Origin of the sequence: Planktotalea sp., assembly GCF_965659345.1 — a bacterium.
Classification (GTDB): Bacteria; Pseudomonadota; Alphaproteobacteria; order Rhodobacterales; family Rhodobacteraceae; genus Planktotalea.
The window spans coordinates 73,935-99,825 of sequence record NZ_CBFHVK010000008.1 but is presented as its reverse complement, the minus strand read 5'-3'; the positions used below and the strand labels follow the sequence as shown (position 1 = coordinate 99,825).

23 protein-coding genes and 2 tRNA genes are annotated in these 25,891 nt (G+C 52.7%); 17 read left to right on the top strand and 8 right to left on the bottom strand.

The genetic code is table 11. The annotated features are described in order from the left end of the window. The first annotated feature begins 9 nt into the window (after positions 1-9). Complete coding sequence (locus ACTG3Z_RS08225; RefSeq protein ID WP_439142472.1) at positions 10-2,430, top strand: GcvT family protein; 2,421 nt, start codon at positions 10-12, stop codon at positions 2,428-2,430. 110 nt (positions 2,431-2,540) lie between these two features. Here ACTG3Z_RS08225 and mmsB read toward each other — a convergent pair whose 3' ends face one another. Then, a complete protein-coding gene (gene mmsB / locus ACTG3Z_RS08220) occupies positions 2,541-4,457 on the bottom strand; it encodes a 3-hydroxyisobutyrate dehydrogenase (RefSeq protein ID WP_439142471.1) in 1,917 nt (638 codons plus the stop codon). Positions 4,458-4,596: 139 nt separating this feature from the next. Between mmsB and ACTG3Z_RS08215 the strand changes: the two genes are divergently transcribed. After that, positions 4,597-5,592, top strand: a complete 996-nt coding sequence (locus ACTG3Z_RS08215; protein ID WP_439142469.1) for a glycosyltransferase family 2 protein — start codon at positions 4,597-4,599, stop codon at positions 5,590-5,592. Between the two features lie 85 nt (positions 5,593-5,677). On the opposite strand, the gene ACTG3Z_RS08210 is transcribed toward ACTG3Z_RS08215, so the two are convergent. After that, positions 5,678-7,177 (bottom strand): CoA-acylating methylmalonate-semialdehyde dehydrogenase, encoded by a 1,500-nt coding sequence (locus ACTG3Z_RS08210; protein WP_439142468.1) that lies wholly within the window; start codon positions 7,175-7,177, stop codon positions 5,678-5,680. A 103-nt stretch (positions 7,178-7,280) separates the two neighbouring features. On the opposite strand from ACTG3Z_RS08210, the gene ACTG3Z_RS08205 reads away from it, so the two are divergent. From ACTG3Z_RS08205 to coaD, 3 genes are all read left to right on the top strand, one after another. Beyond that, positions 7,281-8,210, top strand: a complete 930-nt coding sequence (locus ACTG3Z_RS08205; protein ID WP_439142466.1) for a LysR family transcriptional regulator — start codon at positions 7,281-7,283, stop codon at positions 8,208-8,210. A 57-nt stretch (positions 8,211-8,267) separates the two neighbouring features. Beyond that, a complete protein-coding gene (locus tag ACTG3Z_RS08200; protein ID WP_439142465.1) occupies positions 8,268-8,702 on the top strand; it encodes a CBS domain-containing protein in 435 nt (144 codons plus the stop codon). Between the two features lie 81 nt (positions 8,703-8,783). Then, positions 8,784-9,275: a pantetheine-phosphate adenylyltransferase gene (gene coaD / locus ACTG3Z_RS08195; RefSeq protein ID WP_439142464.1), complete on the top strand. Its 492-nt coding sequence runs from the start codon at positions 8,784-8,786 to the stop codon at positions 9,273-9,275. Between the two features lie 6 nt (positions 9,276-9,281). Here coaD and tpiA read toward each other — a convergent pair whose 3' ends face one another. The 3 genes from tpiA to ACTG3Z_RS08180 all read right to left on the bottom strand — a co-directional run bounded on the left by tpiA (position 9,282) and on the right by ACTG3Z_RS08180 (position 10,906). After that, positions 9,282-10,031, bottom strand: a complete 750-nt coding sequence (tpiA, locus tag ACTG3Z_RS08190; RefSeq protein ID WP_439142463.1) for a triose-phosphate isomerase — start codon at positions 10,029-10,031, stop codon at positions 9,282-9,284. A gap of 52 nt (positions 10,032-10,083) precedes the next feature. Next, the gene (locus tag ACTG3Z_RS08185; protein ID WP_439142462.1) at positions 10,084-10,473 is read right to left on the bottom strand and encodes a HesB/IscA family protein; all 390 of its coding nucleotides are present in this window, start codon (positions 10,471-10,473) and stop codon (positions 10,084-10,086) included. 73 nt (positions 10,474-10,546) lie between these two features. Continuing rightward, positions 10,547-10,906, bottom strand: a complete 360-nt coding sequence (locus ACTG3Z_RS08180; RefSeq protein WP_439142461.1) for an SUF system Fe-S cluster assembly protein — start codon at positions 10,904-10,906, stop codon at positions 10,547-10,549. 131 nt (positions 10,907-11,037) lie between these two features. Between ACTG3Z_RS08180 and ACTG3Z_RS08175 the strand changes: the two genes are divergently transcribed. The 3 genes from ACTG3Z_RS08175 to lon all read left to right on the top strand — a co-directional run bounded on the left by ACTG3Z_RS08175 (position 11,038) and on the right by lon (position 16,107). Further along, the gene (locus tag ACTG3Z_RS08175; protein WP_439142460.1) at positions 11,038-12,240 is read left to right on the top strand and encodes a multidrug effflux MFS transporter; all 1,203 of its coding nucleotides are present in this window, start codon (positions 11,038-11,040) and stop codon (positions 12,238-12,240) included. A gap of 47 nt (positions 12,241-12,287) precedes the next feature. Next, positions 12,288-13,418 (top strand): tRNA guanosine(34) transglycosylase Tgt, encoded by a 1,131-nt coding sequence (gene tgt, locus ACTG3Z_RS08170; RefSeq protein ID WP_439142459.1) that lies wholly within the window; start codon positions 12,288-12,290, stop codon positions 13,416-13,418. A gap of 286 nt (positions 13,419-13,704) precedes the next feature. Further along, a complete protein-coding gene (gene lon, locus ACTG3Z_RS08165) occupies positions 13,705-16,107 on the top strand; it encodes an endopeptidase La (RefSeq protein WP_439142458.1) in 2,403 nt (800 codons plus the stop codon). A 77-nt stretch (positions 16,108-16,184) separates the two neighbouring features. On the opposite strand, the gene ACTG3Z_RS08160 is transcribed toward lon, so the two are convergent. Continuing rightward, positions 16,185-16,379, bottom strand: a complete 195-nt coding sequence (locus ACTG3Z_RS08160) for a hypothetical protein (protein WP_439142456.1) — start codon at positions 16,377-16,379, stop codon at positions 16,185-16,187. 125 nt (positions 16,380-16,504) lie between these two features. On the opposite strand from ACTG3Z_RS08160, the gene ACTG3Z_RS08155 reads away from it, so the two are divergent. The 4 genes from ACTG3Z_RS08155 to ACTG3Z_RS08140 all read left to right on the top strand — a co-directional run bounded on the left by ACTG3Z_RS08155 (position 16,505) and on the right by ACTG3Z_RS08140 (position 17,852). Continuing rightward, positions 16,505-16,930: an HU family DNA-binding protein gene (locus tag ACTG3Z_RS08155; protein ID WP_439142455.1), complete on the top strand. Its 426-nt coding sequence runs from the start codon at positions 16,505-16,507 to the stop codon at positions 16,928-16,930. Positions 16,931-17,030: 100 nt separating this feature from the next. Then, on the top strand, positions 17,031-17,612 hold the full coding sequence (locus ACTG3Z_RS08150; RefSeq protein ID WP_439142453.1) for a histidine phosphatase family protein: 582 nt from the start codon (positions 17,031-17,033) through the stop codon (positions 17,610-17,612). Between the two features lie 63 nt (positions 17,613-17,675). After that, positions 17,676-17,751, top strand: a tRNA-Val gene (locus ACTG3Z_RS08145). A gap of 24 nt (positions 17,752-17,775) precedes the next feature. Then, a tRNA-Asp gene (locus ACTG3Z_RS08140) sits at positions 17,776-17,852 on the top strand. A gap of 36 nt (positions 17,853-17,888) precedes the next feature. Here the strand turns inward: ACTG3Z_RS08140 and ACTG3Z_RS08135 are convergent. Together ACTG3Z_RS08135 and ACTG3Z_RS08130 are read right to left on the bottom strand one after the other, a co-directional pair. Then, on the bottom strand, positions 17,889-18,761 hold the full coding sequence (locus ACTG3Z_RS08135) for an alpha/beta hydrolase (RefSeq protein ID WP_439142451.1): 873 nt from the start codon (positions 18,759-18,761) through the stop codon (positions 17,889-17,891). Continuing rightward, on the bottom strand, positions 18,728-20,101 hold the full coding sequence (locus ACTG3Z_RS08130) for a M20/M25/M40 family metallo-hydrolase (RefSeq protein WP_439142450.1): 1,374 nt from the start codon (positions 20,099-20,101) through the stop codon (positions 18,728-18,730). The genes ACTG3Z_RS08135 and ACTG3Z_RS08130 overlap by 34 nt, the downstream gene beginning before the upstream one ends. A 277-nt stretch (positions 20,102-20,378) precedes the next feature. Here ACTG3Z_RS08130 and hemA point away from each other — a divergent pair, with 277 nt between their 5' ends. From hemA to ACTG3Z_RS08105, 5 genes are all read left to right on the top strand, one after another. Further along, a complete protein-coding gene (gene hemA, locus ACTG3Z_RS08125; RefSeq protein ID WP_439142448.1) occupies positions 20,379-21,602 on the top strand; it encodes a 5-aminolevulinate synthase in 1,224 nt (407 codons plus the stop codon). Positions 21,603-21,736: 134 nt separating this feature from the next. Beyond that, the gene (locus tag ACTG3Z_RS08120) at positions 21,737-22,972 is read left to right on the top strand and encodes a helix-turn-helix domain-containing protein (protein WP_439142447.1); all 1,236 of its coding nucleotides are present in this window, start codon (positions 21,737-21,739) and stop codon (positions 22,970-22,972) included. A 91-nt stretch (positions 22,973-23,063) separates the two neighbouring features. Further along, positions 23,064-24,200: a flavodoxin-dependent (E)-4-hydroxy-3-methylbut-2-enyl-diphosphate synthase gene (gene ispG, locus ACTG3Z_RS08115; protein ID WP_439142446.1), complete on the top strand. Its 1,137-nt coding sequence runs from the start codon at positions 23,064-23,066 to the stop codon at positions 24,198-24,200. An 8-nt stretch (positions 24,201-24,208) separates the two neighbouring features. Further along, entirely contained in the window at positions 24,209-25,354 is a 1,146-nt protein-coding gene (locus ACTG3Z_RS08110) for a DNA cytosine methyltransferase (RefSeq protein WP_439142445.1), read from the top strand. Next, positions 25,351-25,890 carry a GIY-YIG nuclease family protein gene (locus ACTG3Z_RS08105; protein WP_439142444.1) on the top strand — a complete coding sequence of 180 codons (540 nt, stop codon included), beginning with the start codon at positions 25,351-25,353 and terminating at the stop codon, positions 25,888-25,890. The genes ACTG3Z_RS08110 and ACTG3Z_RS08105 overlap by 4 nt, the downstream gene beginning before the upstream one ends. Position 25,891 lies beyond the last annotated feature (1 nt).

Sequence of the window (25,891 nt, the reverse complement as noted above, 5' to 3'; positions counted from 1 at the left end):
AGTTAAGCAATGCGCACCACAGCACAGGCAGTCGTCATCGGGGGCGGGGTAATAGGCTGCTCGATCCTCTATCATCTTACCAAACTTGGATGGTCCGATGTGGTGCTTTTGGAGCGCAATGAGCTGACTTCAGGGTCTACTTGGCATGCAGCTGCAAACATTCATGGTCTGCACGATAGCACGAACATCAGCCGTATTCAGCACTACACAATGAACCTTTACAACGCGTTAGAAGAAGAGACAGGTCAGTCTTGTGGGGTGTTCCAACCCGGCTCGCTCTATCTCGCACAGACCGAAGAACGCGTGCACCAGCTGCGCCTTCAAGCGGCCAAGGCCAAACTCTATGGCATGAATTTTTACGAGATCAGCATTGAAGAGGCCAAAGAGCTGAACCCGATGGTGAATTACGACGGCATCAAATGCGTGATGTATGAGCCCGATGGCGGCAATGTGGACCCATCAGGGGTGACCAACGCCTACGCCGTCGGCGCGCGCCAACGCGGCGCTGAGATCAATCGCTTTACCCCTGTCACCGCGACAGAGCCGCAAGCAGATGGCTCATGGATTGTGAAAACGCCAAAAGGCGACATTCATACGCAATGGGTGGTTAATGCCGCAGGGCTTTGGGGTCGCGAAGTCGCGGCGATGGCAGGATTGACCTTGCCTTTGCAACCCACAGAGCATCAGTACTTTGTCACCGAAAGCATTGCCGAGATCCAAGCGTCTGATCGTCGTTTGCCCTCTGTCTCTGATCGCGATGGCGAGTATTATTTGCGTCAAGAGGGGCAGGGCCTGCTTGTCGGTGCCTATGAAAAAGACATGAAGTTTTGGGCGGAAGACGGCACGCCACTGGATTTTGCCCATGATCTGTTTCCTGACGATCTGGAGCGCATCGAAGAAAACATGATGAATGCGATTGAACGTGTTCCTGCCGTGGCAGAAGCGGGGATCAAGCGGGTGATCAACGGACCAATGATTTGGTCACCCGATTCAAACGTGCTCTTTGGACCTGTGCCAGAGCTTGAGAATTATTTCTGCTGCAACGGCATTATTCCGGGCTTCTCGCAATCTGGTGGCATGGGGCTGATGGCCGCACAGTGGATGATCGAGGGCGAAACGCAATATGATATGTTCGGTTGGGACGTTGCACGCTTTGATGATTGGGCCGACAAAGCCTTTACCAAAGCGCGTGTTGAGGACAGCTATGCCCACCGTTTTGCAATCCACTTCCCCAATGAAGAACGCGCCGCAGGGCGTCCTGCGCGGATGCGTCCAGCCTATGCAAAACAAGCAGAACTGGGCGCGGTATTCGGCCTAAATGCTGGATGGGAGCACCCGCTGTGGTTCGCTGACACGCCAGGTGCATCAGACACCAACGGCTTTACGCGGCAAAATTGGTGGGGACCTGTTGGTGAGGAATGCAAAATGCTGCGCGACCGCGCGGGCATCATCGATATCTCCAATTTTGCAAAATACATCTGCAAAGGAGCGGGCGCTGCGGATTGGCTGAATGCTATTTTCGCAAACAACATGCCCAAAACTGTCGGGCGCTCTTGCCTCACCCCGCTGATAGGCAAGCGGGGTGGCATTGCGGGTGATTTCACAGTGACAAAGCTGGCGGAGGACGAGTTCTGGATTATCGGTTCAGGCATGGCCGAGCGCTATCACAAGCGCTTTTTTAAGCAGGTTCCGCTACCTGAAGGCACCGTGTTTGAAAGCAAAACCAACAACATTTGTGGTTTTAACATCGCTGGTCCAAAGTCACGCGAGATGCTGCAGCGCATGACAAATGCGTCACTTAGCAATGAGGATTTCCCGTTTATGCGCTCTCAACGCATCGAACTTGCAGGCGTTGATGTTCTCGCTTTGCGTGTCAGCTTCACAGGGGATCTGGGCTGGGAGCTACATTGCGCCGAAGCTGATCAAGCGCGTCTGTATGATGCGCTGTTGACTTTGGGCGAAGAGTTTGGCGCTGGCCCTGTTGGCGGGCGCGCGCTAATGAGTTTGCGTGTTGAAAAGGGTTATGGCTCATGGAGCCGCGAATACAGCCCCGAATATTTTCCGCAAGAAGTTGGCTTGGATCGTCTTTGCAAGATGGAAAAGGACTTCCTCAACAAAGACGCGGTGCAACAAACGCTAGGGCAGGAGGCGCGCGAACACATGGTGCTCTTGCATCTGAACGAAGCAGATGTCACCGCCTCGAACGCAGATGCAACTGGGGGTGAACCAATCTTCAAAGATGGCAAAGGCATAGGGCGCGTTACATCTGGCACATACGGCTACAGCGTCGGGATGAGTCTCGCACTTGGTTTTGTAAAAGACGCTCAAGCGGGTGACGAAGTCGAGGTCATGGTGCTTGGCCAACCACACCGCGCCAAAATCCTAAATGAACCGCCCTTTGATCCTAATGGAACCCGCTTGCGCGCTTAACCCTGTTCTTCCTCTTTCCAAAAATATCCCGGGGGAATTTGCCTCAGGCAAATGGGGGCAGAGCCCCCTCCGTCTGGTAGAGTGCGTGATGGCACGCACCCGCATCAAACCTAAGGACGTTCGCTTTTCTCGAACTTAACAAGCATGGCGCTGAAGTCTTGGCCCAAACCATCCTCATCTTCCACAAATTGCGCATAAAGTGCCTGTGCCATTGCGCCCATGGGCGTATCCGCTTTGACCGCAACCGCGGCTTCTTGTGACAAGCGCAAATCTTTAAGCATCAATTCGGCTGCAAATCCGGGCTTGTAGTCATTGTCCGCAGGGCTTTCAGGGCCGACACCGGGTGCTGGACAATACGCGTTCATGCTCCAAGAATAGCCTGACGAGGTGCTGACGACATCAAACATTTTCTGACGGTCCAAACCCAATTTATCGGCCAAAGCAAAGCTTTCACAGGTTGCAATCATCGTCGCTCCCAAGATCATATTGTTGCAAATCTTAGCCGCTTGCCCATTGCCCGATGCACCGCAATGAACGCTTTTTTGCCCCATAATCTCAAAGAGCGGCAAGGCTTTGGCATAGCCATCTTCGGTCCCACCAACCATAAATGTCAGTGTTCCTGCAGAGGCCCCGCCAATACCGCCCGATACAGGCGCGTCCAGCGATGAAACACCAGTTGTCGTACAAAGTTCAGCAACCGCACGCGCGCTCTCAACATCGACGGTGGAGCAATCAAGAAAGACCGCGCCTTGACGCATCGCGGGAACCACTTCATCCGCAACCCTGCGTAAGATTCCACCATTTGGGAGCATTGTAATGACAACGTCAGCATCTTTGGCTGCTTCTTGTGCGCTGGCGACATTTTGAACGCCGTTTGCTGTCGTGCCAGCCACATCAAACCCTAAGACGCTGTGACCCGCGGCTGCCAAATTAGTGGCCATCGGCCCGCCCATATTTCCGAGCCCTATAAATCCGATTTTCATGGCTGTGTTGTCCTCTTCAAACGTCAGCTTGTCCTTGCCCAAAGGGCGCAACATGAAAGAGACATCAACAGCAGGTACCTTGTCCAGAGCGTGTTTCCATTTTGGCGCGCGGTCTTTGTCGATGATCGCTGCGCGTATGCCCTCCAGAAAATCGCCATGCTCCATCGCACGATACGTGAAGCGATATTCCAGCTCTAGTGCGCGTTCGATGTCTTTCACGCTGCGCAAGCGGTGGATCATTTCTACAGTTACAGCCATCGCTAGCGGAGAATTTCGACCTATGGCTTTCAGTGCGGTATTGGCAAAATCAGACTGGTCGTTTTGAAGGTTGCGGACAATATCATCCAAACTTTCACCGCAAAAGCAGGTGTCAATTTTCTCCATATGCTTGGCGACGCTTGAAGCGGGGGGATTTTGACGCGCGCTCTTAACAGGCGCAAGCTGACCCGTCTCGCAAATCGATTTTTTCAAATCATTCCATGCGGCCTCTGGGACAAAGTGATCCGCAAAACCAGCGAGGATCGCGTCGCCAGGACCCATTCGTGCCGTTGTCAGTCCGAAATACTCCCCCAATCGTCCAGGCGCATGTGCGAGCAACAAAGATCCGCCGACATCTGGTACCAAACCGATTCCACATTCAGGCATCGCGATACGGCTGCCTTCTGCGACGATACGGTGCGATGCGTGGCATCCAACCCCAACGCCACCGCCCATGGTGAACCCTTGCAAAAAGGTGACGATGGGCTTGCCATAGCCTGCCAATCTTGCGTTCAAGCGATATTCATCACGCCAAAAGCCTTGGCCGAAAGTATAATCACCCGCACGTCCTGTGTCATAAAGCTGTGCGATATCACCCCCAGCACAAAAGGCTTTTGATCCCTGCGCATCGATGACCACCAAAGCGACATCAGGATCGTGAGCCCAATCGCACAAAGCCTGATCAATCGCGCGCACCATATCGTAGGTCAGCGCGTTCAACGCATCAGGACGGTTCAGGGTGATTTGGCCAGCTTTGCCGTTAACACGGATTTGGATGTCGCTCATGTGTAGATGCCTTATCGTCTTGTATCTGGTTTTCCGGCTTTGTGTGACGCTTTGGAGGCGTAAGGGCAACACATTGCACGCAATATCGCATCGCCCAGCGTGGTACACGTTGTGAATCAATGGGGCCAAGCACTACCTTATGTCTCACTCACTTGGGGTGAACATCATGGAGCGCACTGCCACGCGCATCACTATCGCAGCGGCGACACGGCAACGGCCGCGTATGCTTTCAGACCTTCTTCAGTCTTTGCAGGCCTTGGATGTGCCGCAAGGGGCAGAATTGTCGTTCGTTTTCGTTGAAAATGATACCGCTTTAAATATCCAAGCTGAGGTAGACGCATTTTATAAGCGGACAGGATGGCCTGCAGTGGCTGTATTAGAGCCAAACTTGGGGATTTCACATGCCCGCAATAAGGCGATCGAAGTCGCCCTTGCGAGCGACTCAGACTGGCTTGCGTTCGTGGATGATGACGAACAAGTGCGCCACGATTGGCTTCGCATTCTTTGGGCGGGAGCACGTGAAGCTGGTGCACAACTTGCGGGCGGCCCTGTTTTGCCAGTTGCGCCCGTAACAGGCTGTTCCGATGTCGAAACTGAGGTGCTCTCGTATTACGAGCGCGCAGCATCCGTGAATGACGCGCGCAAAGCGGCAGCGATGGAGGCTGGGCGACGGTTTGATTTAGAAACCAACAACTGGATTGTCGACCTTCGCAAAATTGATGCAGCGGGATTGCGTTTTGATCCTGAGTTTGGCCTAAGTGGCGGTGAGGACACAGATTTCTCGCGCCGTGCACATAAAGCCGGGCTGACGTTGGCATGGGTGCCGAACGCGATTGTGCATGAGGAAGTGCCCAACGAGCGTTTGAGTGCGACATATATTTCAGAGCGTGTGCGTGCGCAAAGTATTACTAAGTTTCAAATGATGATGGTAGAAAAGCCTGGCACCGCAAAGCTGAGTGCTTGCGTTCAGATCGCAGCCAAAGGTCTGTCTGGTATAACGCGGATCATTCTGTCGCCGATTTTAGGACGTTATAGTTATTTTCGCGGTGTACGTTCATTGGGGATCGCGCAAGGCTTTTGGGCAGGTTTGCGCGGCGAAGGACAAGCACGCTATACGCAAGTCACGGGCGAATAAGTGCGCGACCCTGCGGGGCGAGTTTATATTGAAAAATGAAGAGTTAAGGCGCGCCCTAAGATCAGGAGCGCGCCTAGTTTTAAGCTTAGTCCATCGGTTTGAAATTAAATTCGCCGCCTTGCTTAATGCCTGATGGCCAGCGCGCCGTTACGGTTTTGGTGCGAGTATAGAATTTGAAAGCATCCGGACCGTGCTGGTTGAGATCGCCAAAGACTGACTTTTTCCAACCACCAAACGTGTGGTAAGCCAATGGCACTGGAATTGGCACGTTAATACCAATCATGCCTACATTGATACGGCTGGCAAAGTCACGCGCGGCGTCGCCGTCACGGGTGAAGATCGCAGTGCCGTTGCCATACTCGTGATCCATCGCCAATTTAAGCGCTTCTTCATATGAACCAGCGCGCACCGTAGACAAAACAGGGCCGAAGATCTCGTATTTGTAAATGTCCATTTCGGGTGTGACGTTGTCAAAAAGGTGCGGACCAACAAAGAAGCCGTCCTCGTAGCCTTGCAAATTAAAGTTGCGGCCATCGACAACAAGATTTGCACCTTGATCAATGCCCGTTTGCACCAAACGTTCGATGTTGGCTTTCGCAGCGGACGTGACGACTGGGCCGTAATCCACATCATTGCCAGCGGTGTATGGCCCGACTTTCAGCTTCTCGATTTTGGGAACGAGCGCTTCAATCAGACGATCTGCTGTCTCTTCGCCCACTGGAACTGCGACCGAAATTGCCATGCATCGTTCGCCCGCAGCGCCATAACCGGCACCGACCAAAGCGTCAGCAGCTTGCTCCATATCCGCGTCAGGCATAATAATCATGTGGTTCTTTGCGCCGCCAAAGCACTGCACGCGCTTGCCGTTCGCGCAGCCCGTTGCGTAGATATATTCTGCGATTGGCGTTGAACCAACGAAGCCAACGGATTGAATAGTCTCATCGTGCAAAATCGCATCAACGGCTTCTTTGTCGCCGTTTACAACTTGCAAAACACCCTTTGGAAGCCCTGCTTCTTCGAGCAATTCCGCTAGCATCAAAGGAACAGATGGATCCCGCTCGGAGGGCTTTAGAATGAAGGAGTTGCCACATGCAATCGCGGGCGCGAACATCCACATTGGGATCATCGCGGGAAAGTTGAACGGCGTGATTCCTGCTGTAACACCAAGGGCTTGGCGCATGGAATACATGTCGATACCAGGCCCAGCACCGTCTGTATATTCGCCTTTGAGCAATTCAGGGGCACCGATACAATATTCAACAACCTCTAGGCCACGCTGAACGTCGCCTTTGGCATCTGGTATCGTCTTGCCATGTTCACGGCTCAACGCTTCTGCAAGCTTGTCCATATCGCGGTTCAGCAATCCAACGAAAGCCATCAACACGCGTGCACGGCGTTGCGGGTTTGTTGCGGCCCAGCCTACCTGTGCTTCAGCCGCGATCGCCACGGCGTTTGCCATTTCTTCGCCATTGGCGAGCGGAACTTTAGCTTGCACTTCACCGGTTGCGGGATTGTAGACCTCCGCGAAACGGCCGGATGTGCCTTTGACATGCGCGCCGCCGATATAATGTGTGAGTTCTTGCATTGAGAATCCTCCTAATTCATTGATGCTGTGTTTAGTCTTGCAAAAACGCCCTGAAAAGACGTAAAAGCCCCAAAAGGTTTTGCATTTTTGCAAAGGTGTTAGCATGGCAGACAATTGGGATGATTTGCGCGTATTTTTAGGGGTGGCGCGAGGCCAAAGTCTTTCCGCTGCGGGTCGAATTCTCAAGATTGATCCTGCGACTGTGGGCCGTCGTATTGCACGGCTTGAACAAACTTTGGGCACAGCACTTTTTGCCAAATCGCCCCTTGGATATGAATTAAGCGCGGCCGGAACACGCCTTTTGCCGTTGGCTGAGCAAGCTGAACAAACCATGGGCGCTGCGAATGATTTACTGGGTTTTCAAGGTTTGCAAGGGCAGGATATCAGCGGCAGCATTCGTATCGGGGCACCAGATGGCTGTGCGAACTATTTGCTCCCGCAGGTTTGTGCACAAATTGTTGCGCAAAACCCAGAACTCGATATCCAAATCGTGGCGTTGCCTCGTGTAGTGAACCTCTCCAAACGCGAAGCGGATATGGCTATCACCGTAAGCGCACCAACTGCTGGACGGCTCACAGTACAAAAACTGAGTGACTACCGGCTTCATCTTGCAGCGGCACCTGATTATTTACAACATCGCCCTGCGCTGAGTAGCCTTGCGGATCTTAGTCAGCATCGCATGATTGGCTATATCCCCGACATGATCTTTGACAAGGAGCTCGACTATCTAGGTGCTTTAGGGGTGGAGCGTGTGCCGCTCGCCTCTAACTCTGTTTCGGTTCAATTCAATGCAATTCGTCAGGGCGCAGGACTTGGCATCGTGCATGATTTCACATTGCCGGCCGCGCCAGAATTACGCCGCGTGTTGACCGATGAAATCAGTCTGACACGCAGCTTTTATCTGGTGCGACATAGCTCGGACCGTCGTTTGCAACGTTTGAACAGATTTGCAGAGGCATTGGTCACTGGCATTCGCGCAGAAATTGCACGGCTTGAAGCATGGAGTTCTGAGCTGGGTGAACCTCAAGCTTGACAGAATGTCGCTTTGCGGGAACTCTGGGGGCCTTCACATATAAAAGGACACGTGCCTATGTTGGTTCAGCAAATCCTTAATTCCAAAGCCAGCAATGACGTTGTGACAGTTGCGCCTGGCACGTTGGTGCGTGACGCGGCGCAAATCTTAGCAGAAAAACGCATCGGTACTGTCGTGATCTCCAAGACGGGCGCGACAGCGGATGGTATTTTGTCGGAACGCGATATTGTACGCGAATTGGCAAATCATGGGGCAGGGTGCCTGGCTAAGAAGGTTGATGACTTTATGACCACAAAGCTTATCACTTGTACGCGCTCGGATTCTGCGGACGATGTTTTGCATCAAATGACCGAGGGGCGCTTTCGCCACATGCCTGTGGTTGAAGATGGCGAAATGGTTGGCTTGATCACCATCGGTGATACCGTCAAAGCGCGCCTGAGCGAGCTTGCGATGGAGAAGGACGCGCTGCAAGGGATGATCATGGGGCATTAATTTGCCTTAAATGCATGTTCTGACTTGCGTCCCTTGGCGCAATAATGTTGCGTGCACCCCAAGAAAATCTGGAGCACAACTATGCGCGTAGGCCTATATCCCGGCACTTTTGACCCCGTCACCCTTGGCCATATTGATATTATTCGTCGCGCGTGCGGCTTGGTGGATAAGCTGGTTATTGGCGTCGCGATCAATCGAGACAAGGGACCGCTGTTTTCGCTTGAAGAGCGCGTCGCGATGATTGAGCAGACCTGTGCGGAACTCAGTAGGCAAACTGGCGTTGAGATTGTGGCGCATCCGTTTGAGAACCTTTTGATTGATTGCGCGCGCGATGTTGGCGCGCAGATTATCGTGCGGGGCTTGCGCGCTGTTGCTGATTTTGAGTATGAATATCAGATGGTTGGCATGAACCGCGTGCTCGACAACAGCATTGAAACCGTTTTCTTAATGGCCGAAGCGCAGCATCAGGCGATTGCGTCCAAGCTGGTGAAAGAAATCGCCCGCCTTGGGGGCGATGTGTCTCACTTCGTAACGCCTGAGGTTAACATCGCTTTGAAAGAACGCTTGAAATAGCGCGTTTTAACTCGCGTCGAGCGCTTCGATAATAGGTCCGAAATCGGCAGCTTTGAGGCTTGCACCGCCTACAAGCGCACCATCGACGTTCTGAACTGCGAAAATTTCAGCAGCATTGGTGGGTTTGACAGAACCGCCATAAAGCAAACGGATGCTACGGGCGATTTGCGGGCCAAAGCGTTGCTCAAGGCGTATGCGGATGAAATCATGCACCTCTGAAATCTGCGCGATGCTCGGAACTTTACCCGTACCAATCGCCCAGATCGGTTCATAGGCGATAACAAGTGTCTCGCCCGAAATATCATCAGGGATCGAGCCAGCAAGCTGACCGCCGATGATATCGAGCGTGTTGTCTGCTTCGCGCTCTTGCAGTTCTTCGCCCATGCAAATGATGACCCGTAGCCCGGCTTTCAATGCAGCACGTGCTTTTGCGCGCACATCTTCATCATGTTCATCGTGATCGGCGCGGCGCTCAGAGTGACCAAGAATCACGTAGCTCGCCCCTGCATCGAGAAGCATTTCAGCAGACACATCACCGGTATGCGCACCAGTTTCGTTTTTGTGACAGTTTTGGGCACCAAGGGTGATGGGGCCGCTTTTTGTAAACGCAGAGGCACGGTGCAAAAGCGTGTCAGGCGTGGCGATCATGATTTCAGAGAGCGCACCGGTGTGCTTTTCGGCGAGCGCCTCGATCTGTGCGAGATCCGCGCTTGTACCATTCATTTTCCAGTTGCCTGCTGCCAATTTACGCCGCATCGTGCTCTCCGTGTTCTAGATGAACCCTAGGTCATCTAAATCGCGACAGAGGTCAAGGCTTGGAGGCGGCAACCGCTTCGGCTTGGAGTTCTTCGACGTCTTTGAACTTGATTGATTCACCACAGCCGCAGGCATCGGTCACATTTGGGTTTCTGAATTTAAAGCCAGATTCCAAAAGCGATGTTTCATAATCGATCTCTGTGCCGAACAAAAACATTTGCGCCATAGGGGCGATCATGACGCGCGCGCCATTTTGCTCCACAAGCTCATCGTTTTTATCGACTTCATCGACGTAATCCATGGTGTATTCCATACCTGCACAGCCGCCTTTTTTGACGCCAATGCGAAGACCCATGTGCCCATCCTTTTCCATCAGCTTTGCAATCTGCGCTTCCGCTTTTTGCGTGATGGTCACAGCTTGCTTGCCAGGAATGCCGAACATGAATGTATCTCCGAATAACTATGGTACTGTAAGGATAGGGGCCCTAGCGCATCCACACAAGCTTTGAGCGCCGCTACATGAAGCCCAGTTCAAGCCGTGCTTCGTCGCTCATCATTTCCATGCCCCAAGGGGGCTCCCAAACGAGCTCCACGCTGACAGTTTTAACACCGGCCATAGGTTCAATCGCTTCCGCGACCCAGCCGGGCATTTCACCGGCCACAGGACAGCCGGGCGCGGTAAGAGACATCAGAACTTTGACCTCGTTCTCTTCATTTACGTCGATCGTATAGATCAAGCCAAGATCATAGATATTTACAGGAATTTCAGGGTCATAGACCGTACGGCATGCTTCAACCAAACCCTCATAGAGCGGATGATCCGTGCTGGAGGGGGCGATGAGTGGAGTGCCTTCAAGCGGCGTTGCGTCGTTCATGGTCTGCCTCATTCATGTACTTGAGCATTTATATAGGGTTTAGCCAAGCGCGCGTAAAGGGTGGTGGCGCATAGGAATTGTGCGGTGTAGAGTTTCGGCTGTGCTCACACCGAGCCACTCAAGGACTTTTGATGAGCGAAACCAGCCCTCAGGCACTGCGCACGCCACCGTCTCGCGCAACTTTGATCATGATCACCGCAGTTTCCGTGCTGACGCTCAATCTGTTTTTACCCTCACTTCCATCAATGGCAAACGACCTAAACGTAAGCTACGCCAAGATGAGCTTTGCGATTGCAGGCTATTTGTTCCTTTCCGCGGGCTTGGCCTTAATACTTGGGCCGCTGGCTGATCGTTTCGGTCGTCGCCCAGTGCTTATCATTAGCTTTTGCGTTTTTGCCCTTGCTTCGATGGGCGCTGCGCTGGCGCAGGATTTCACTACATTTATGGCATTTCGCATGATCCAAGCCGTCTGTGCAACCGGATCGACGCTGTCGCGCGCGATTGTGCGTGACATGTATCCGCCAGGAAAAGGCACATCTGTGCTTGGCTATATCGCAATGGCGATGGCGGTCGCGCCGATGATCGGGCCACTGGTTGGCGGCCTTTTGGAAGAAACACTTGGCTGGCGGTCTGTCTTCTGGGTTTTTGCGATTTTGGGATTGCTCAGCGTTGTGTTGCTTTGGTTTGATCTAGGTGAAACTGCGAAAGGCAAGGTAAAGACCGCTGCGGAGCAACTCCAAGGTTACAAAGACGTGACACGTGCAGCTGCGTTTTGGACCAATACTTTGGTGTTGGGGTTTTCGATTTCTGCATTTTTCGTCTTTTTATCAGGCGCTCCTTTGGTGGCGTCGCAGATTTATGGCCTTAGTCCCAGTTTTGTCGGTGCTGTGATGGGTGTGACGGCGATTGGTTATTTTATCGGAAGTTTTATCACAGGACGTATCGCGGAAACTGTGCCCCTAGGCGGCATGATGATTTGGGGCCGCTGGATCGGCCTGCTTGGACCTACTGCAGCGCTGGGTGTTGTTATGCTAGGGTGGGATACAGCCTACCTTGTGTTCGGCTTGATGACGACTGTTGGCATCGGCAATGGTATCAGTCTGGCGGCGGCCAATACCGGCGCAATGAGCGTGCGACCTGATCTTGCTGGCAGTGCGGCGGGGCTTTCTGGTGCAATGGGCACCGCGATGGGCGCAGTGTTTAGTGCAATCACTGGTGCGCTTTTGACGGCGCAAAATGGCGACTGGTTGTTTTGCGCTTTGGTGATGCTGGCGTGTCTAGGGGCGTTGATAGCGGCATATCCAGCGGCTAGAACATTCGAGGGTATTCAATAGCCGCTTTTGGCTTTCCAATTCAAATCCCTGCAAGTAGGAAACGCGCCATGACAGAACGTTTCTCATATACTCTGAATGCGACCGATGGTCGTGCGCGCACTGGCGTGATCAACACACCGCGCGGCGAAATTCGCACCCCCGCGTTTATGCCTGTCGGCACCGCTGCAACCGTCAAAGCGATGATGCCTGAAAGCGTGCGTGCAACGGGTGCCGATATTCTCTTGGGCAACACATACCATCTGATGCTGCGACCCACGGCGGAACGCATTGATCGCTTGGGCGGTTTGCACAAATTCATGAATTGGGATCGTCCGATTTTGACCGACAGCGGCGGGTTTCAGGTGATGAGCCTTGCCGAACTGCGCAAACTGACGGAAGAGGGCGTTACCTTCAAATCCCATATTGACGGCTCCAAACACCACCTCACGCCTGAACGCTCGATGGAAATTCAAAAGCTGCTCGGCTCTGATATTGTAATGTGTTTCGACGAATGCCCGGCGTTGCCCGCATCCGATGAAGATGTGCGAAAGTCGATGGAACTTTCCATGCGTTGGGCGCAACGCTCGCGTGATGCTTTTGGGGACAGACCGGGCCACGCACTCTTTGGTATCCAACAAGGTGGTGTGACAGAAGAACTGCGTGGCATTAGTGCGCAGAAGCTGCGCGAGATTGAATTTGATGGCTATGCCGTTGGCGGCTTGGCTGTGGGGGAGGGGCAAGAGGCGATGTTCGGCGTGCTTGAGTACGCGCCTCAGATGCTGCCAAAGGACAAGCCACGCTACTTGATGGGCGTAGGAAAGCCCGATGATATCGTCGGCGCGGTTGCGCGTGGCATCGATATGATGGATTGCGTCTTGCCGTCGCGTTCTGGTCGCACAGGCCAAGCATGGACGCGTCGTGGACAGGTTAATATCAAGAATGCACGTCACTCAGATGACCCACGACCTCTAGATGAGGCGTGCACATGCCCAGCTTGCTCGAATTATTCGCGCGCCTATCTCAATCACGTTTTCCGTTCTCATGAGATGATCTCGGGCATGCTGATCACTTGGCATAATCTACACTATTATCAAGAGCTTATGCAGGGTATGCGCGATGCAATCGCCGCTGGGACGTTTGACGCGTTCCAAGCTGAGTTTCACGCGATGCGCGCGATGGGTGATATCGAGCCTTTATAGACGATCTTCATCAGGCTTTAAGATTCATCGGCTAACCCAAGATGCATGAGCTTTGTACAACTCACATGTAGCGCCTTGGTGCTCGTGCTTTGCGCGACATTTGTGGAAGCGCGCGATCCTGCACATTTCTTTTTCAAGCCACACAGCACAAATCACTGAAACGTATTTGAACAATAAGTCGCTTGAAACTCACCTCATAGCGCCCCATGTATCTACCCTGAGAAGGAGACGACAAGTGTTGCCGCGAAGCGGGGCCAGATCGTCTTGCCCATAGTAAGGACAGAGCATGCAAGAGCCCCTTAATTCCTCCTATCCGGTGCTACCGCTGCGCGATATCGTGGTTTTCCCACATATGATCGTGCCGCTTTTTGTAGGCCGTGAAAAATCAGTGCGCGCCTTGGAAGAGGTGATGGCCGATGACAAACAAATTCTGCTGGCTGCGCAGCGTGATCCGTCTGAGGATGATCCGCAGGTTGACGGTATTTTCGATGCAGGTGTGATTGCCAACGTGCTGCAATTGCTTAAACTTCCAGATGGTACGGTGAAAGTACTTGTTGAAGGTCAATCACGCGTTAGCGTAACGGAATACCTTGAGAATGATAGCTTCTTTGAAGCGCGCGCTGAGCATCTTGATGAGATGCCGGGCGATGCTGCCACGATTGAAGCTTTGATCCGCACCGTCGGTCAAGAGTTCGAGCGTTACGCGAAGGTCAAGAAGAACGTCCCAGAAGAGGCGCTCGCCTCTGTTTTGGAAACAGAAGACCCAGCGAAACTCGCTGATTTGGTTTCTGGTCACCTTGGGATTGAGGTGCATCAAAAGCAGGAGCTGCTTGAGACGTTGTCCGTCAGCGAGCGTCTTGAAAAAGTTTACGGCTTGATGCAGGGCGAAATGAGCGTGCTTCAGGTTGAGAAAAAGATCAAAACGCGCGTCAAAACCCAGATGGAGCGTACCCAGCGCGAGTACTATTTGAATGAGCAAATGAAAGCCATTCAGAAGGAACTTGGCGATGGCGAAGATGGCCAGAACGAAGTGGCGGAGCTAGAGGGCAGGGTGCTTGCCACAAAACTCAGCAAGGAAGCCCGTGAAAAGGCCGACGCAGAAATCAAAAAACTCAAGAACATGAGCCCGATGAGCGCTGAAGCGACTGTTGTGCGCAATTATCTCGATTGGATGCTTGCGATCCCATGGGGTACAAAGTCTCGCGTTAAGAAAAACCTCGTAGCCGCACAGCAGGTGCTAGACGCGGATCACTACGGCCTTGAAAAGGTGAAGGAACGCATCGTCGAGTACCTTGCCGTTCAGCAACGCAGCAAAAAGTTGAAGGGGCCTATTATGTGCCTCGTCGGCCCCCCCGGTGTGGGTAAAACCTCCCTTGGTAAGTCTGTTGCGAAAGCGACCGGGCGTGAGTTCATTCGCATTTCCCTTGGTGGCGTGCGCGATGAGAGCGAAATTCGCGGACATCGTCGGACCTATATTGGCTCCATGCCTGGTAAGATCATTCAAGCTTTGAAGAAGGCGAAAACGACCAACCCTCTGATATTGCTCGATGAAATCGATAAGATGGGTCAGGATTTCCGTGGGGATCCCGCGTCTGCGATGCTTGAAGTGCTCGATCCGGAGCAGAATGGCACGTTTGTGGATCACTATCTTGAGGTTGAGTACGATCTATCCAACGTGATGTTCCTGACGACGTCGAACTCGTACAACATGCCGGGCCCACTGCTCGATCGTATGGAGATTATCCCACTCGCGGGTTACACCGAGGACGAGAAATGTGAGATCGCGAAACAGCATCTGCTGTCTAAGCAGGTCAAGAACCATGGCTTGAAAGAGGCTGAGTTCACCCTGACAGACGAAGCACTACGCGAAATGGTGCGTGTTTATACGCGTGAAGCTGGTGTGCGAAATCTGGAGCGTGAAATCGCGAAAGTTGCACGAAAAGTGGTGACGAAAATCGTGAAGGGCGAAGAAACCCATGTCACGGTGACGCCTGAGAACCTTGATGACTATCTTGGTGTTAAAAAATACCGCTACGGTTTGGCAGAGCAAGAAGATCAGGTCGGCGTTGTCACTGGTCTGGCGTATACGTCAGTCGGTGGTGAGCTGCTGAACATCGAGGCGCTACGTCTACCAGGCAAAGGTCGTATGAAAACAACGGGTAAGCTTGGCGATGTAATGAAAGAAAGCATCGATGCAGCAAGCTCTTATGTGCGTTCTATCGCGCCTCAAATCGGTGTGAAGCCACCGAAATTTGAGAAGTGGGATATTCACGTACACGTGCCTGAAGGGGCGACGCCGAAAGATGGTCCATCAGCTGGTTTGGCGATGGTCACTTCGATCGTATCTGTTCTGACGGGCATCCCTATTCGCAAAGACATCGCGATGACGGGAGAGGTGACACTACGTGGTAACGCCTTGCCAATTGGTGGTTTGAAAGAAAAACTTCTTGCCGCGTTGCGCGGAGGCATCAAAACGGTGTTGATCCCTGAAGAAAACGAAAAGGATCTGCGCGATATTCCTGATAACGTCAAAGACGGCTTGGAAATCATTACCGTGGGCCATGTCAGCGATGTTTTGCAACACGCTCTCGTGGAAACCCCAGTTCCTGTCGAGTGGGACGAGGTCGCGGAGGAGGCTGCAGCTGCGGCGCTTAAGGCTGGCGAAGGTGCAAGCAAAGTCGCGCACTAAGCACCTCTTAAGAAACAAAAAAAGGCGGCTCAACCTGGGCCGCCTTTTGCAATTCTGGTTTGTATTTTTGCGAGATCTTATTTTACGACCGCCGCTGTGAATATGAGCAAGCTCATCAACGCAACGATCGTTGTGCCGGAACTAGAGCTGGCAGCTTGGGCTGCTTCGATGATTATTTCTTGTTCCAAAACCGGATCTGTCAAACCGCCTGCATGTGCGAAAGGTGCGCCAGATATAGTTAATGCGATGGCGACTGCAGCTATATGTTTCATGTTAACCCTCAACCTTGTGTGCGGTAAAAATGACAAACTAGAAAGATTCGGTCAAGGAAGCGGGTGGTCGGATGGTGTGAGTTTTGCTACATTGTTGCCAATCCAAGAACAAAAGGCAGGTAATCATGGCAAAGAGCACAACAGCGAGAACAACAACTACAAGTCGTAGCACACCCAAATCGTCGACTGGCGCAAAGTCTAGCAAATCTACCAAAGCAGAAGCCGCTAAATCTGCGGTGACATCTCAGCCCAAGCCAGTCGTTGTGACAGACAACACGCTAGTCGTCTCTGATCCTGCGCTAAAAAAGAAAGAGTTGATTGATACAGTTGTTGAACGCTCTGGCATTAAAAAGAAAGATGCAAAGCCAGTCGTCGAAGCGATGCTTGCCGTCCTTGGCCAAACGCTCGCAGACGGGCGCGAAATGAATTTGCAGCCACTGGGTAAGATCAAGATCAACCGTGCTAAAGACGTGCAAGGCGGTAAGGTATTGGTGACAAAAATTCGCCAAAGCAATAGGGTGCCAAGCCCAACGCAGGAAGCTGCAGAATAAGATCGACTAAGTGAAAGCGGACGCTGCACTCACCCATTGCGTCCGCATCAAACTGCAGTACTTTCAACTGATCTGATCAGACAAGAGTAGCTCTGCATATATGGCATTCCCAAAATTCTATATCTTGCGCCATGGTCAAACCGAGTGGAATGTCGCGGCGCGCTTGCAAGGTCAGCTCGACTCACCATTGACGCAAGCCGGGCAAGATCAGGCGCAGCGACAAGCTGAAATTATGCGCCCCGTTTTGGAACAAAACCCAACGCTTTCAATGTTTACCAGCCCACAAGGGCGTGCGCGATCTACGGCAAAGATCGTTGGAGATTCGTTGATGTATGGCTTTGTGACCGATGTGCGTCTTCGCGAAATAGGGGCTGGACCATGGGATGGCAGCTATCTTACTGATATAAAACAAAGTCACAGCGCACTTTTTAACCAAGCTCGCAATGCGTTTGAGTTGATGTTTCTTGCACCGGATGGGGAAGGGCAGCACGCAGTACAGAGGCGCTGCGAGGCATTCCTTACCGAACAAACGGCTCCTGCAATTTTGGTGACGCACGGAGCAACGCTGTGTGTTTTAAGGGGCATTTTGCGTGGTATGAGTTTCGATGAGACACTAAATTTAGAGCATGAACAGGGTTGTGTTTACGTGATTGAAAACGGCAAGGAAACGATCTTACGTTAAACTTAAAAAAGCGTGATTTTTGAGTTGCGCGGCACGCGAGAACTGTCTAAACGACACCTCATCGGGTGATTAGCTCAGTTGGTAGAGCGCTTCCTTTACACGGAAGATGTCGGGAGTTCGAGCCTCTCATCACCCACCATTCAGGCAACTGAATGAGCAGTGAGCGGTTGTAGCTCAGTTGGTTAGAGTACCGGCCTGTCACGCCGGGGGTCGCGGGTTCGAGTCCCGTCAACCGCGCCACTTTCTCTAAGACTGTTGATCCAAGAAACTTCGTAGTTATGCGAGCGTTTCATCTGGGTAATGATCCGGAAAGAAGTGTCCGCCGGGCATAGGTTTTGCCGCGAAACGCGCGAGTTTATTGGCCCAGACAGCCTGCATGTCATACGATTTGTCCATCATACCGCCCTGTGCGTAGAGCACGAGAGAGGGCAGCGAGACACGTTTGTCGAGATCGCTTGCATCCAGTTCGAAGTCGAGCGTCGCGCCCGCGCGGTAATCATCACACATCGCGCGGATCGTCTCTGGATTACGCCATGAAGCGCGATAGGCATTTAGTGCAGTTGGATCAAAAGGAGGTTCGCTGCCTGTGCCCCAAGCTTTCAAACAATGTTCGAAATAGCTATCAGGATCATGGCGGATCATAGTGTCCGGCAGAGGTTCCGCTTGGGCCAAGAACAGCCAATGATAGTAGCCAAGTGCAACCTCGCGCGTGAGATCACTGAAAAGCGTATGCGTTGGAACAATGTCCATCAAAGTCAGCGACTTAAAGCGATCTTCATGATCAAGCGCAAGACGATGAGACACGCGGGCACCGCGATCATGACCCATGAGATGCGCGCGCGCGATCTGGAGGTGATCCATTAAGAAAAGGATGTCAGTGCCCATCTCGCGAAAGCTGTAGTTTTCAACACCGATTGGTTTCGCAGAAAAACCATATCCGCGCAGGTCGGGGCAGACGACTAGGTAGTCATTGGCAAGTTTCGGCGCAATCCCATGCCACATCGTGGCGTTTTGGGGAAAGCCATGAAGCAGGATCAAGGGTGTCCCTGATCCTGCGATTTGATAGGAAATCGGACCTTTGGGCCCATCGAGGGTTTCGCGGCGAAACCCTTCTATCATACTGATAAAGCGTCCAAGATTCGCGCCCAAGAGCGCATTCCTTTATGAAAGCTTTCCAGATCGTACTTTTCGTTAGGGGAATGTATTTGATCATCGTCTTTGCCAAATCCGATGAGCATTGCATCAACACCTAAGATGTCTTTGAAGTGGCCTGCGATAGGGATTGAACCACCACATCCGACATAGGCGGCGGGGTTAGGCCATTCATCGCTAAGCGCTTTAAGCGCTTTTTCAAAGGCGGGGTCTTTGATAGACATTTGGCTAGCTTTGGACCCTTTGCCGAGCGGGAATTCGACAGTGTAATCTTCTGGTAAGCAGCTGCGCACGTACTCTTCGAACGCCTGATGGATTGCATCGGGGTCTTGTTGTCCGACAAGTCGGAAGCTGATCTTAGCACCTGCTTCTGCGGGGAGGACAGTTTTGAAACCGTCGCCCGCATAACCTCCCCAGATTCCATTGACGTCGCAGGTCGGGCGCGACCAAATCATTTCGAGCGGCGTGCGGTCCTGCTCACCCGCCGGCACGCTGAGCCCCACATCGCCCAAGAATTTCGCATGATCAAAGCCAAGCCCTTGCCATTGCGCACGAATTTCGTCCTCAAGCTCTGGTACCGCGTCATAAAAACCGGGCAGTGTGATGCGCCCTGTAGCGTCATGAAGGCCGGTGATTATTTTGCTCAAAACGCGGATCGGGTTCATCGCAACACCGCCATACATGCCGGAGTGCAAATCACGATCTGGCCCTTTGACGATGATTTCTTCTGCCACAAGTCCCCGCAGCATGGTGACGATTGAGGGAACTTTGCTTTCAAACAGGCCAGTATCACAGATAAGGGCGATGTCTGATTTCAGCTCTTCTGCGTTCTCGACCATGAATGGCACAAGGGAGGGGGACCCACTTTCTTCTTCGCCCTCGAAAAAGAAGCTGATCTTACAAGGAAGCGTGCCATGCACGTCCTTCCAAGCGCGACAGGCTTCGACAAAGGTCATCAACTGGCCCTTGTCATCGGAAGATCCCCGGCCGCGAATAACTTTTCCCGCTGGCGTATCTTCGATTGCGGGCTCGAAAGGGGGCGTATCCCATAGATCAAGGGGATCAACGGGTTGCACGTCGTAGTGGCCGTAGAACATCACATGCGGGCCTGGCCCATCAATGTGGCCAACAACCATTGGATGCCCCGGTGTCATGCGTTTGGATGCGTCCGCGCCGAGCATCTTCAAATCGGCAACAAGCCAATCTGCAGCATCGTCGCAATCGCGTTTGAACGCAGGATCGGTGGACACAGAGGGAATGCGCAAAAGGTTGAGCAGACGTTCTGTTGCATTTGGAAGATCGTCGTCGATCTTCGCAAGGACGGCATCAAGTGACATGGCGAGGTATTTCCGTATTTGTGAGAGCGTTGAGCGGACGCTACCGACGCTGTCGGCGACTGTCCAGATAACGCAGTGTTTCCAAATCTGGGATCAGAAAAGTTAAAGCTTGATTTAGATCAAGGCTGCGACAAGTCATGCACTGCTAAAGTGTTGCTTACGCGCTATGTAAAGGTTAAGTATTCAAGAAATGGAATACTGACGAGACATGCCGCCAATTCGTTGCTTTTAAAGTAAAGTGATTGGATTACGATAAGGGATCAGGGGGAGACACCGCTTGGATTACACAGCACAGCTCGACGCGAGTTTGCAGCGCCTTCATGATGAAGGCCGCTATCGCACGTTTATCGATATCGAGCGTGAAAACGGTCAGTTTCCTAATGCAACATGGCGTAAGGACGATGGCAGCGAGCAACCGATTACGGTTTGGTGCGGCAACGATTACCTCGGGATGGGGCAAAACCCTGTCGTTTTGCAGGCGATGCACGAGGCGCTTGAGGCAACTGGTGCTGGCTCTGGCGGGACACGCAATATTTCTGGAACGACTGTGTATCATAAGCGTTTAGAAGCAGAACTGGCTGATTTGCACGGCAAAGAATCAGCTCTTTTGTTCACTTCTGCCTACATCGCGAATGACGCTACATTGTCGACTTTGCCTAAGTTGTTTCCTGGATTGATCATTTACTCAGACGCGTTGAACCATGCGTCGATGATTGAAGGTGTGCGCCGCAACGGGGGCTCTAAGCGTATTTTCCGTCACAATGATGTGGCTCACTTGCGAGAGCTTCTTGAGGCTGACGATCCTGATGCGCCTAAGCTGATTGCATTCGAATCGATTTATTCGATGGACGGTGATTTTGGCCCGATTGAGGCCCTTTGTGATCTCGCCGATGAGTTCGGAGCACTGACCTATATCGATGAAGTGCATGCCGTTGGCATGTATGGCCCGCGCGGGGCAGGTGTCGCGGAGCGGGACCGCTTAATGCACCGTTTGGACATCATCAATGGAACCCTCGCGAAAGCGTACGGTGTGATGGGGGGCTACATCGCCGCGTCGGACAAGATGTGTGATGCGATACGCTCTTACGCGCCTGGGTTTATTTTTACCACGTCATTACCGCCAGCGGTTGCGGCGGGTGCTGCGGCATCTGTGGCCTATCTCAAGCGTCATCCTGAGTTGCGTGAGCAGCATCAAACACAGGCTAAGATATTGAAAATGCGCTTGAAAGGGATGGGTTTGCCGATCATCGATCATGGCAGTCACATTGTCCCTGTTATGGTCGGAAATCCGGTTCATACCAAAACGCTTTCAGACATGTTGCTTGAGGACTTCGGCATCTATGTCCAGCCCATCAATTTCCCGACTGTTCCGCGCGGCACAGAGCGGCTTCGCTTTACGCCATCACCGGTACATGGTCCCAAGGAAATGGATAAGCTTGTCAAAGCGATGGACGGCCTTTGGTCCCAGTGTGCGCTGAATCGTGCCGAATTAACGGCTTAACCCTTATTTAGTGCAGAATCGCTTGCAGCATGTTAACCTCTCGCTAATAAGGCCATAAGGCGAGTCGGGCTTGTGGATAAGTTGTGTGCAGACCGACAAAGCAGGTAGGCAACGCGTAGCATGGGGCAGAGTGAATGATCAGGCGCAAAAAATCGCGTGATGTTGAGGAAGTGGACGTCGCCCCCAAAGGGTTTGACGACTACGATCTACAGCTTGGCGATATGATGCGTGGTGAGCGAGCGACGCTCGGGAAGTCGCTTCTCGATGTTCAGCGTGAACTCAAGATCAAAGCATCCTACATCTCCGCGATTGAGAACGCTGATCCGTCTGTTTTTGAAACGCCTGGGTTTATTGCGGGCTATGTGCGTTCATATGCTCGCTACCTCAACATGGATCCAGAGCGCGCGTTTGAGATTTTCTGTCGCGAGAGCGGCTTTTCCACAGCGCACGGCATGTCGGAAGAAGCATCGAGTATCAAAAAATCCCGCGCCGCTGAAATTATCGCCGGATCTTCAATCGGGCGCGACCCGTTCGCGCAGCCGAGCACGCCGTTTGTGCCCACGAATGATGCGTTCATGTCGCGGGTTGAGACAGGCGCAATTGGATCGACGCTCGTTTTAGTCACGCTCTTGGGCGCGATTGGTTTTGGCGGCTGGACCGTGTTAAACGAAGTCCAGCAAGTCCGCGTCGCACCCGTCGACGAGACACCGATTGTTTTGACGGACCTTGACCCGATTGCGCGCGCAACTGCGCAAGTTGATCCGGTCGAAGAGGACATCACAGTTGGAATTGCTCTGCCAAGTAACGACGGTTTGGATCGTCTTTACCGCCCCAAAGCGCTTGATACACCTGTTCTCGTTGCGCGGGACGCACCTATTTCTATGATCAACCCACAAAGCTTCGGTGCTTTTGCATCAGAGCAGCAAACGCAAGCGGCAGAGCTAGACGCACAGCCAACATTGCTAGCAGATGGCACTGTTCAGGTTGCGCCGAACGGTGTTGCTGTTCCACAGGTTGTTGAGCAAATTCCGGGGCAAGTTCAACTTGTTGCGGTGCGCCCTGCTTGGGTGCGCGTCAGTGCAGCAAATGGGACATCTGTGTTTGAGGGTATCTTGAACGCGGGTGATACATACGCAATTCCTATGACTGACGATCCGTCTACGCTTCGTGTTGGCGAATCTGGTGCGATCTATTTCGCTGTAAACGGTCAGCATTTTGGTCCTGCGGGCCCACGGGGGCAGGTGACGTCTAAAGTTGCGCTGTCTGCGGATGCGTTAACGGAAAAATACGAGGTTGCGGACATCAGCGCAGATCAGGATCTTGCGCGGGTCGTGGCCGAGGTCCAAGGGCTACAACTTCCCACCGAATAAGCTGCTTTAAAGCGGCCGCGCTCCATTGCCTGATTTGCACCTGAGGCTTATGTTGGGTGTAACAAATTGCACGTGCGTAAAGGGAATCCCAATGTCGCTCAATCATGTCCGCCCTTGGAAAAACATCTACCGTCGTAAATCGCGTCAAATTTTGGTGGGCAATGTGCCTGTTGGCGGCGATGCACCAATTGCAGTGCAGACAATGACCAACACGGACACATCGGATGTGGCCGCGACGGTCGCCCAGGTGCACGCGGCGGCAGAGGCGGGCGCAGATATCGTGCGCGTGTCCACGCCGGACGAATCCTCAACCAAAGCGCTGAAAGAGATTGTACGTGAAAGCACGGTTCCGATCGTTGCGGACATACATTTTCACTACAAACGCGCGATCGAGGCGGCGGAAGCAGGGGCTGCCTGTTTACGGATCAATCCCGGCAATATTGGCGATGAAAAGCGCGTCAAAGAAGTGATACAAGCTGCGAAAGATCACGGATGTTCTATCCGCATCGGTGTCAATGCGGGCTCTTTAGAAAAGCACTTGCTTGAGAAATACGGCGAACCCTGCCCAGATGCGATGGTGGAGAGCGGTTTAGAACATATCCGCATTCTACAAGATAACGACTTTCACGAATTCAAGATCAGCTGCAAAGCATCTGATGTGTTCATGTCTGCAGCGGCTTATCAGCAGTTGGCCGAAGCAACGGATGCGCCCATCCACCTTGGCATTACAGAGGCGGGGGGCCTTGTCAGCGGCACGATTAAGTCAGCGATTGGTCTTGGCAATTTGCTTTGGATGGGGATCGGCGACACAATTCGTGTGTCCTTGTCGGCTGACCCAGTTGAAGAGGTAAAGGTCGGTTTCGAAATCTTGAAATCACTGGGCTTGCGTCATCGCGGCGTGAACATCATTTCTTGCCCATCCTGCGCGCGTCAAGGTTTTGATGTTATCAAAACTGTTGAAACGCTCGAAAAGCGTCTTGAGCATATCAAAACACCGATGAGCCTGAGTATCATCGGATGTGTCGTGAATGGTCCAGGCGAAGCGTTGATGACTGATGTTGGTTGGACAGGTGGCGGGGCTGGCTCAGGTATGGTCTACCTTGCAGGAAAGCAGAGCCATAAAATGAGCAATGATGATATGGTCGAGCATATTGTTGAGCAGGTTGAAAAGCGCGCAGCTGTGATTGATGCCGAAATGGCCGCGGATGATATTCAGGCGGCTGAATAGCCTCAATCATGGCACAAGGCACTGTAGCTAAGGCGAAATTTGCCGAGTTTTTCTCTGGTGGTGGTATGGTGCACGCGGCCCTTGGGTCCACGTGGGACTGTGTGTTGGCCAATGACATCGATGCGATGAAATGCGACGTCTATCGCCAGAATTGGGGCGGTGCGCACTTGCTTGAGGGCGATGTCGCAGACTTAGCGACCGACACATTGCATCAAGACGTTGATCTGGTTTGGGCATCGAGCCCGTGTCAGGACTTTAGTTTAGCGGGCAAAGGCAAAGGTCTGAAAGGGCTGCGCAGCGGTGTGTTTTACCATTGGATGCGGCTGGTGTCACAAGGTGTTAAAGCTGGGTTCGCGCCCAAAGTGATTGCCTTTGAGAATGTCACAGGCTTGATGAGCCGTGCGAGTGGTCAGGATTTCACACATGTTCTCAATTCTTTAGCGGCGCTTGGCTACCGCGTTGGTGCACTCGAAATTGATGCGCGTCATTTTGTGCCGCAAAGCCGGCCCCGTTTGTTTGTCATCGCGCTGCGCAACGATATTGAACATGATGGTTTGACGCTTGCCGCACCCACAGGGATTTTTCACACGGAAAAATTACGCCGTTATGTGAATACAGCGCGTGCCGATTTGAAGTCGCCATTTATGTGGTGGGCACATCAACCACCGCAGCTGAGCACAATGTCGATGGCGGACGTCGTGGATCGAAAGCCTGACACGCATTGGCACAGTGATACAAAAGTCGATGCACTTTTGGACATGATGTCTGAACCAAGCGCCGCACGCATTGCACAGGCACGCAGAACGGGAAAGCGCGAGATCGGCTTGCTCTATAAGCGGGGCCGTCCTGACGAGACTGGCAAGATCCGTCAGCGCGCGGAGGTCCGCTTTGATGGTATCGCAGGTTGCTTGCGCACACCTGCGGGCGGATCATCGCGTCAGACCATTATGTTCGTAAAAGGCAATTCCGTGAAAGCGCGTCTGCTCTCGAGCAAGGAAGCGAGCCGTCTGATGGGTCTGCCTGAGAGCTACCAAATGCCAGCCCACTACAACAGCGCTTATAAGGTCGCCGGTGACGGTGTGGTGGTGCCGATTGTGAGCTATCTGGACGAGATGCTGTTTCAGCCGATGCTTGCGAAAGCATCCGCGCAATGAGCGGCGCGCAAGATTTTCGCAAAGTTGCATTGTCTGCGTTAACAGATGAGATCGGCGTTTATGCGTTGTGCGATTTGGATGGTGTGGCCATGTATGTCGGGCAATCCGTGGATGGCATACGCTCGCGGGTGCGTCGGCATTTGACGTCTGCACGCTCTGACATCATTGCAAACAGACAGGTGGATGTTTGGGAAATTGCTTATGTGTGGGCATGGCCTGTTGCGGCCAAGGCAGATATCGAACCTTTGGAAGCGGCGTTGTTTCAACGCTTTGATGCGCAAAAACCGTTGATGAATGGTAAGGTTCTTCCGTTGAAACCTGACCCAGTGAACGAGCCAAAAAGACAAGTTGTTCAAGTGATCGAGGAAGTCGAACGCTTGCGCCGCTTGCGCCCGGATCAAAGGTTAGAGCGGCAAATTCGCCAGTACGGAATTTTGGTCGATTACATTCAGACAGTAAAAAGCGCGCCCCATTTGAAGCGCGCTTTGGATGCTCATTTCGAGCGTCTGGTGAGCTATCACAAAACGTTTTTATAAC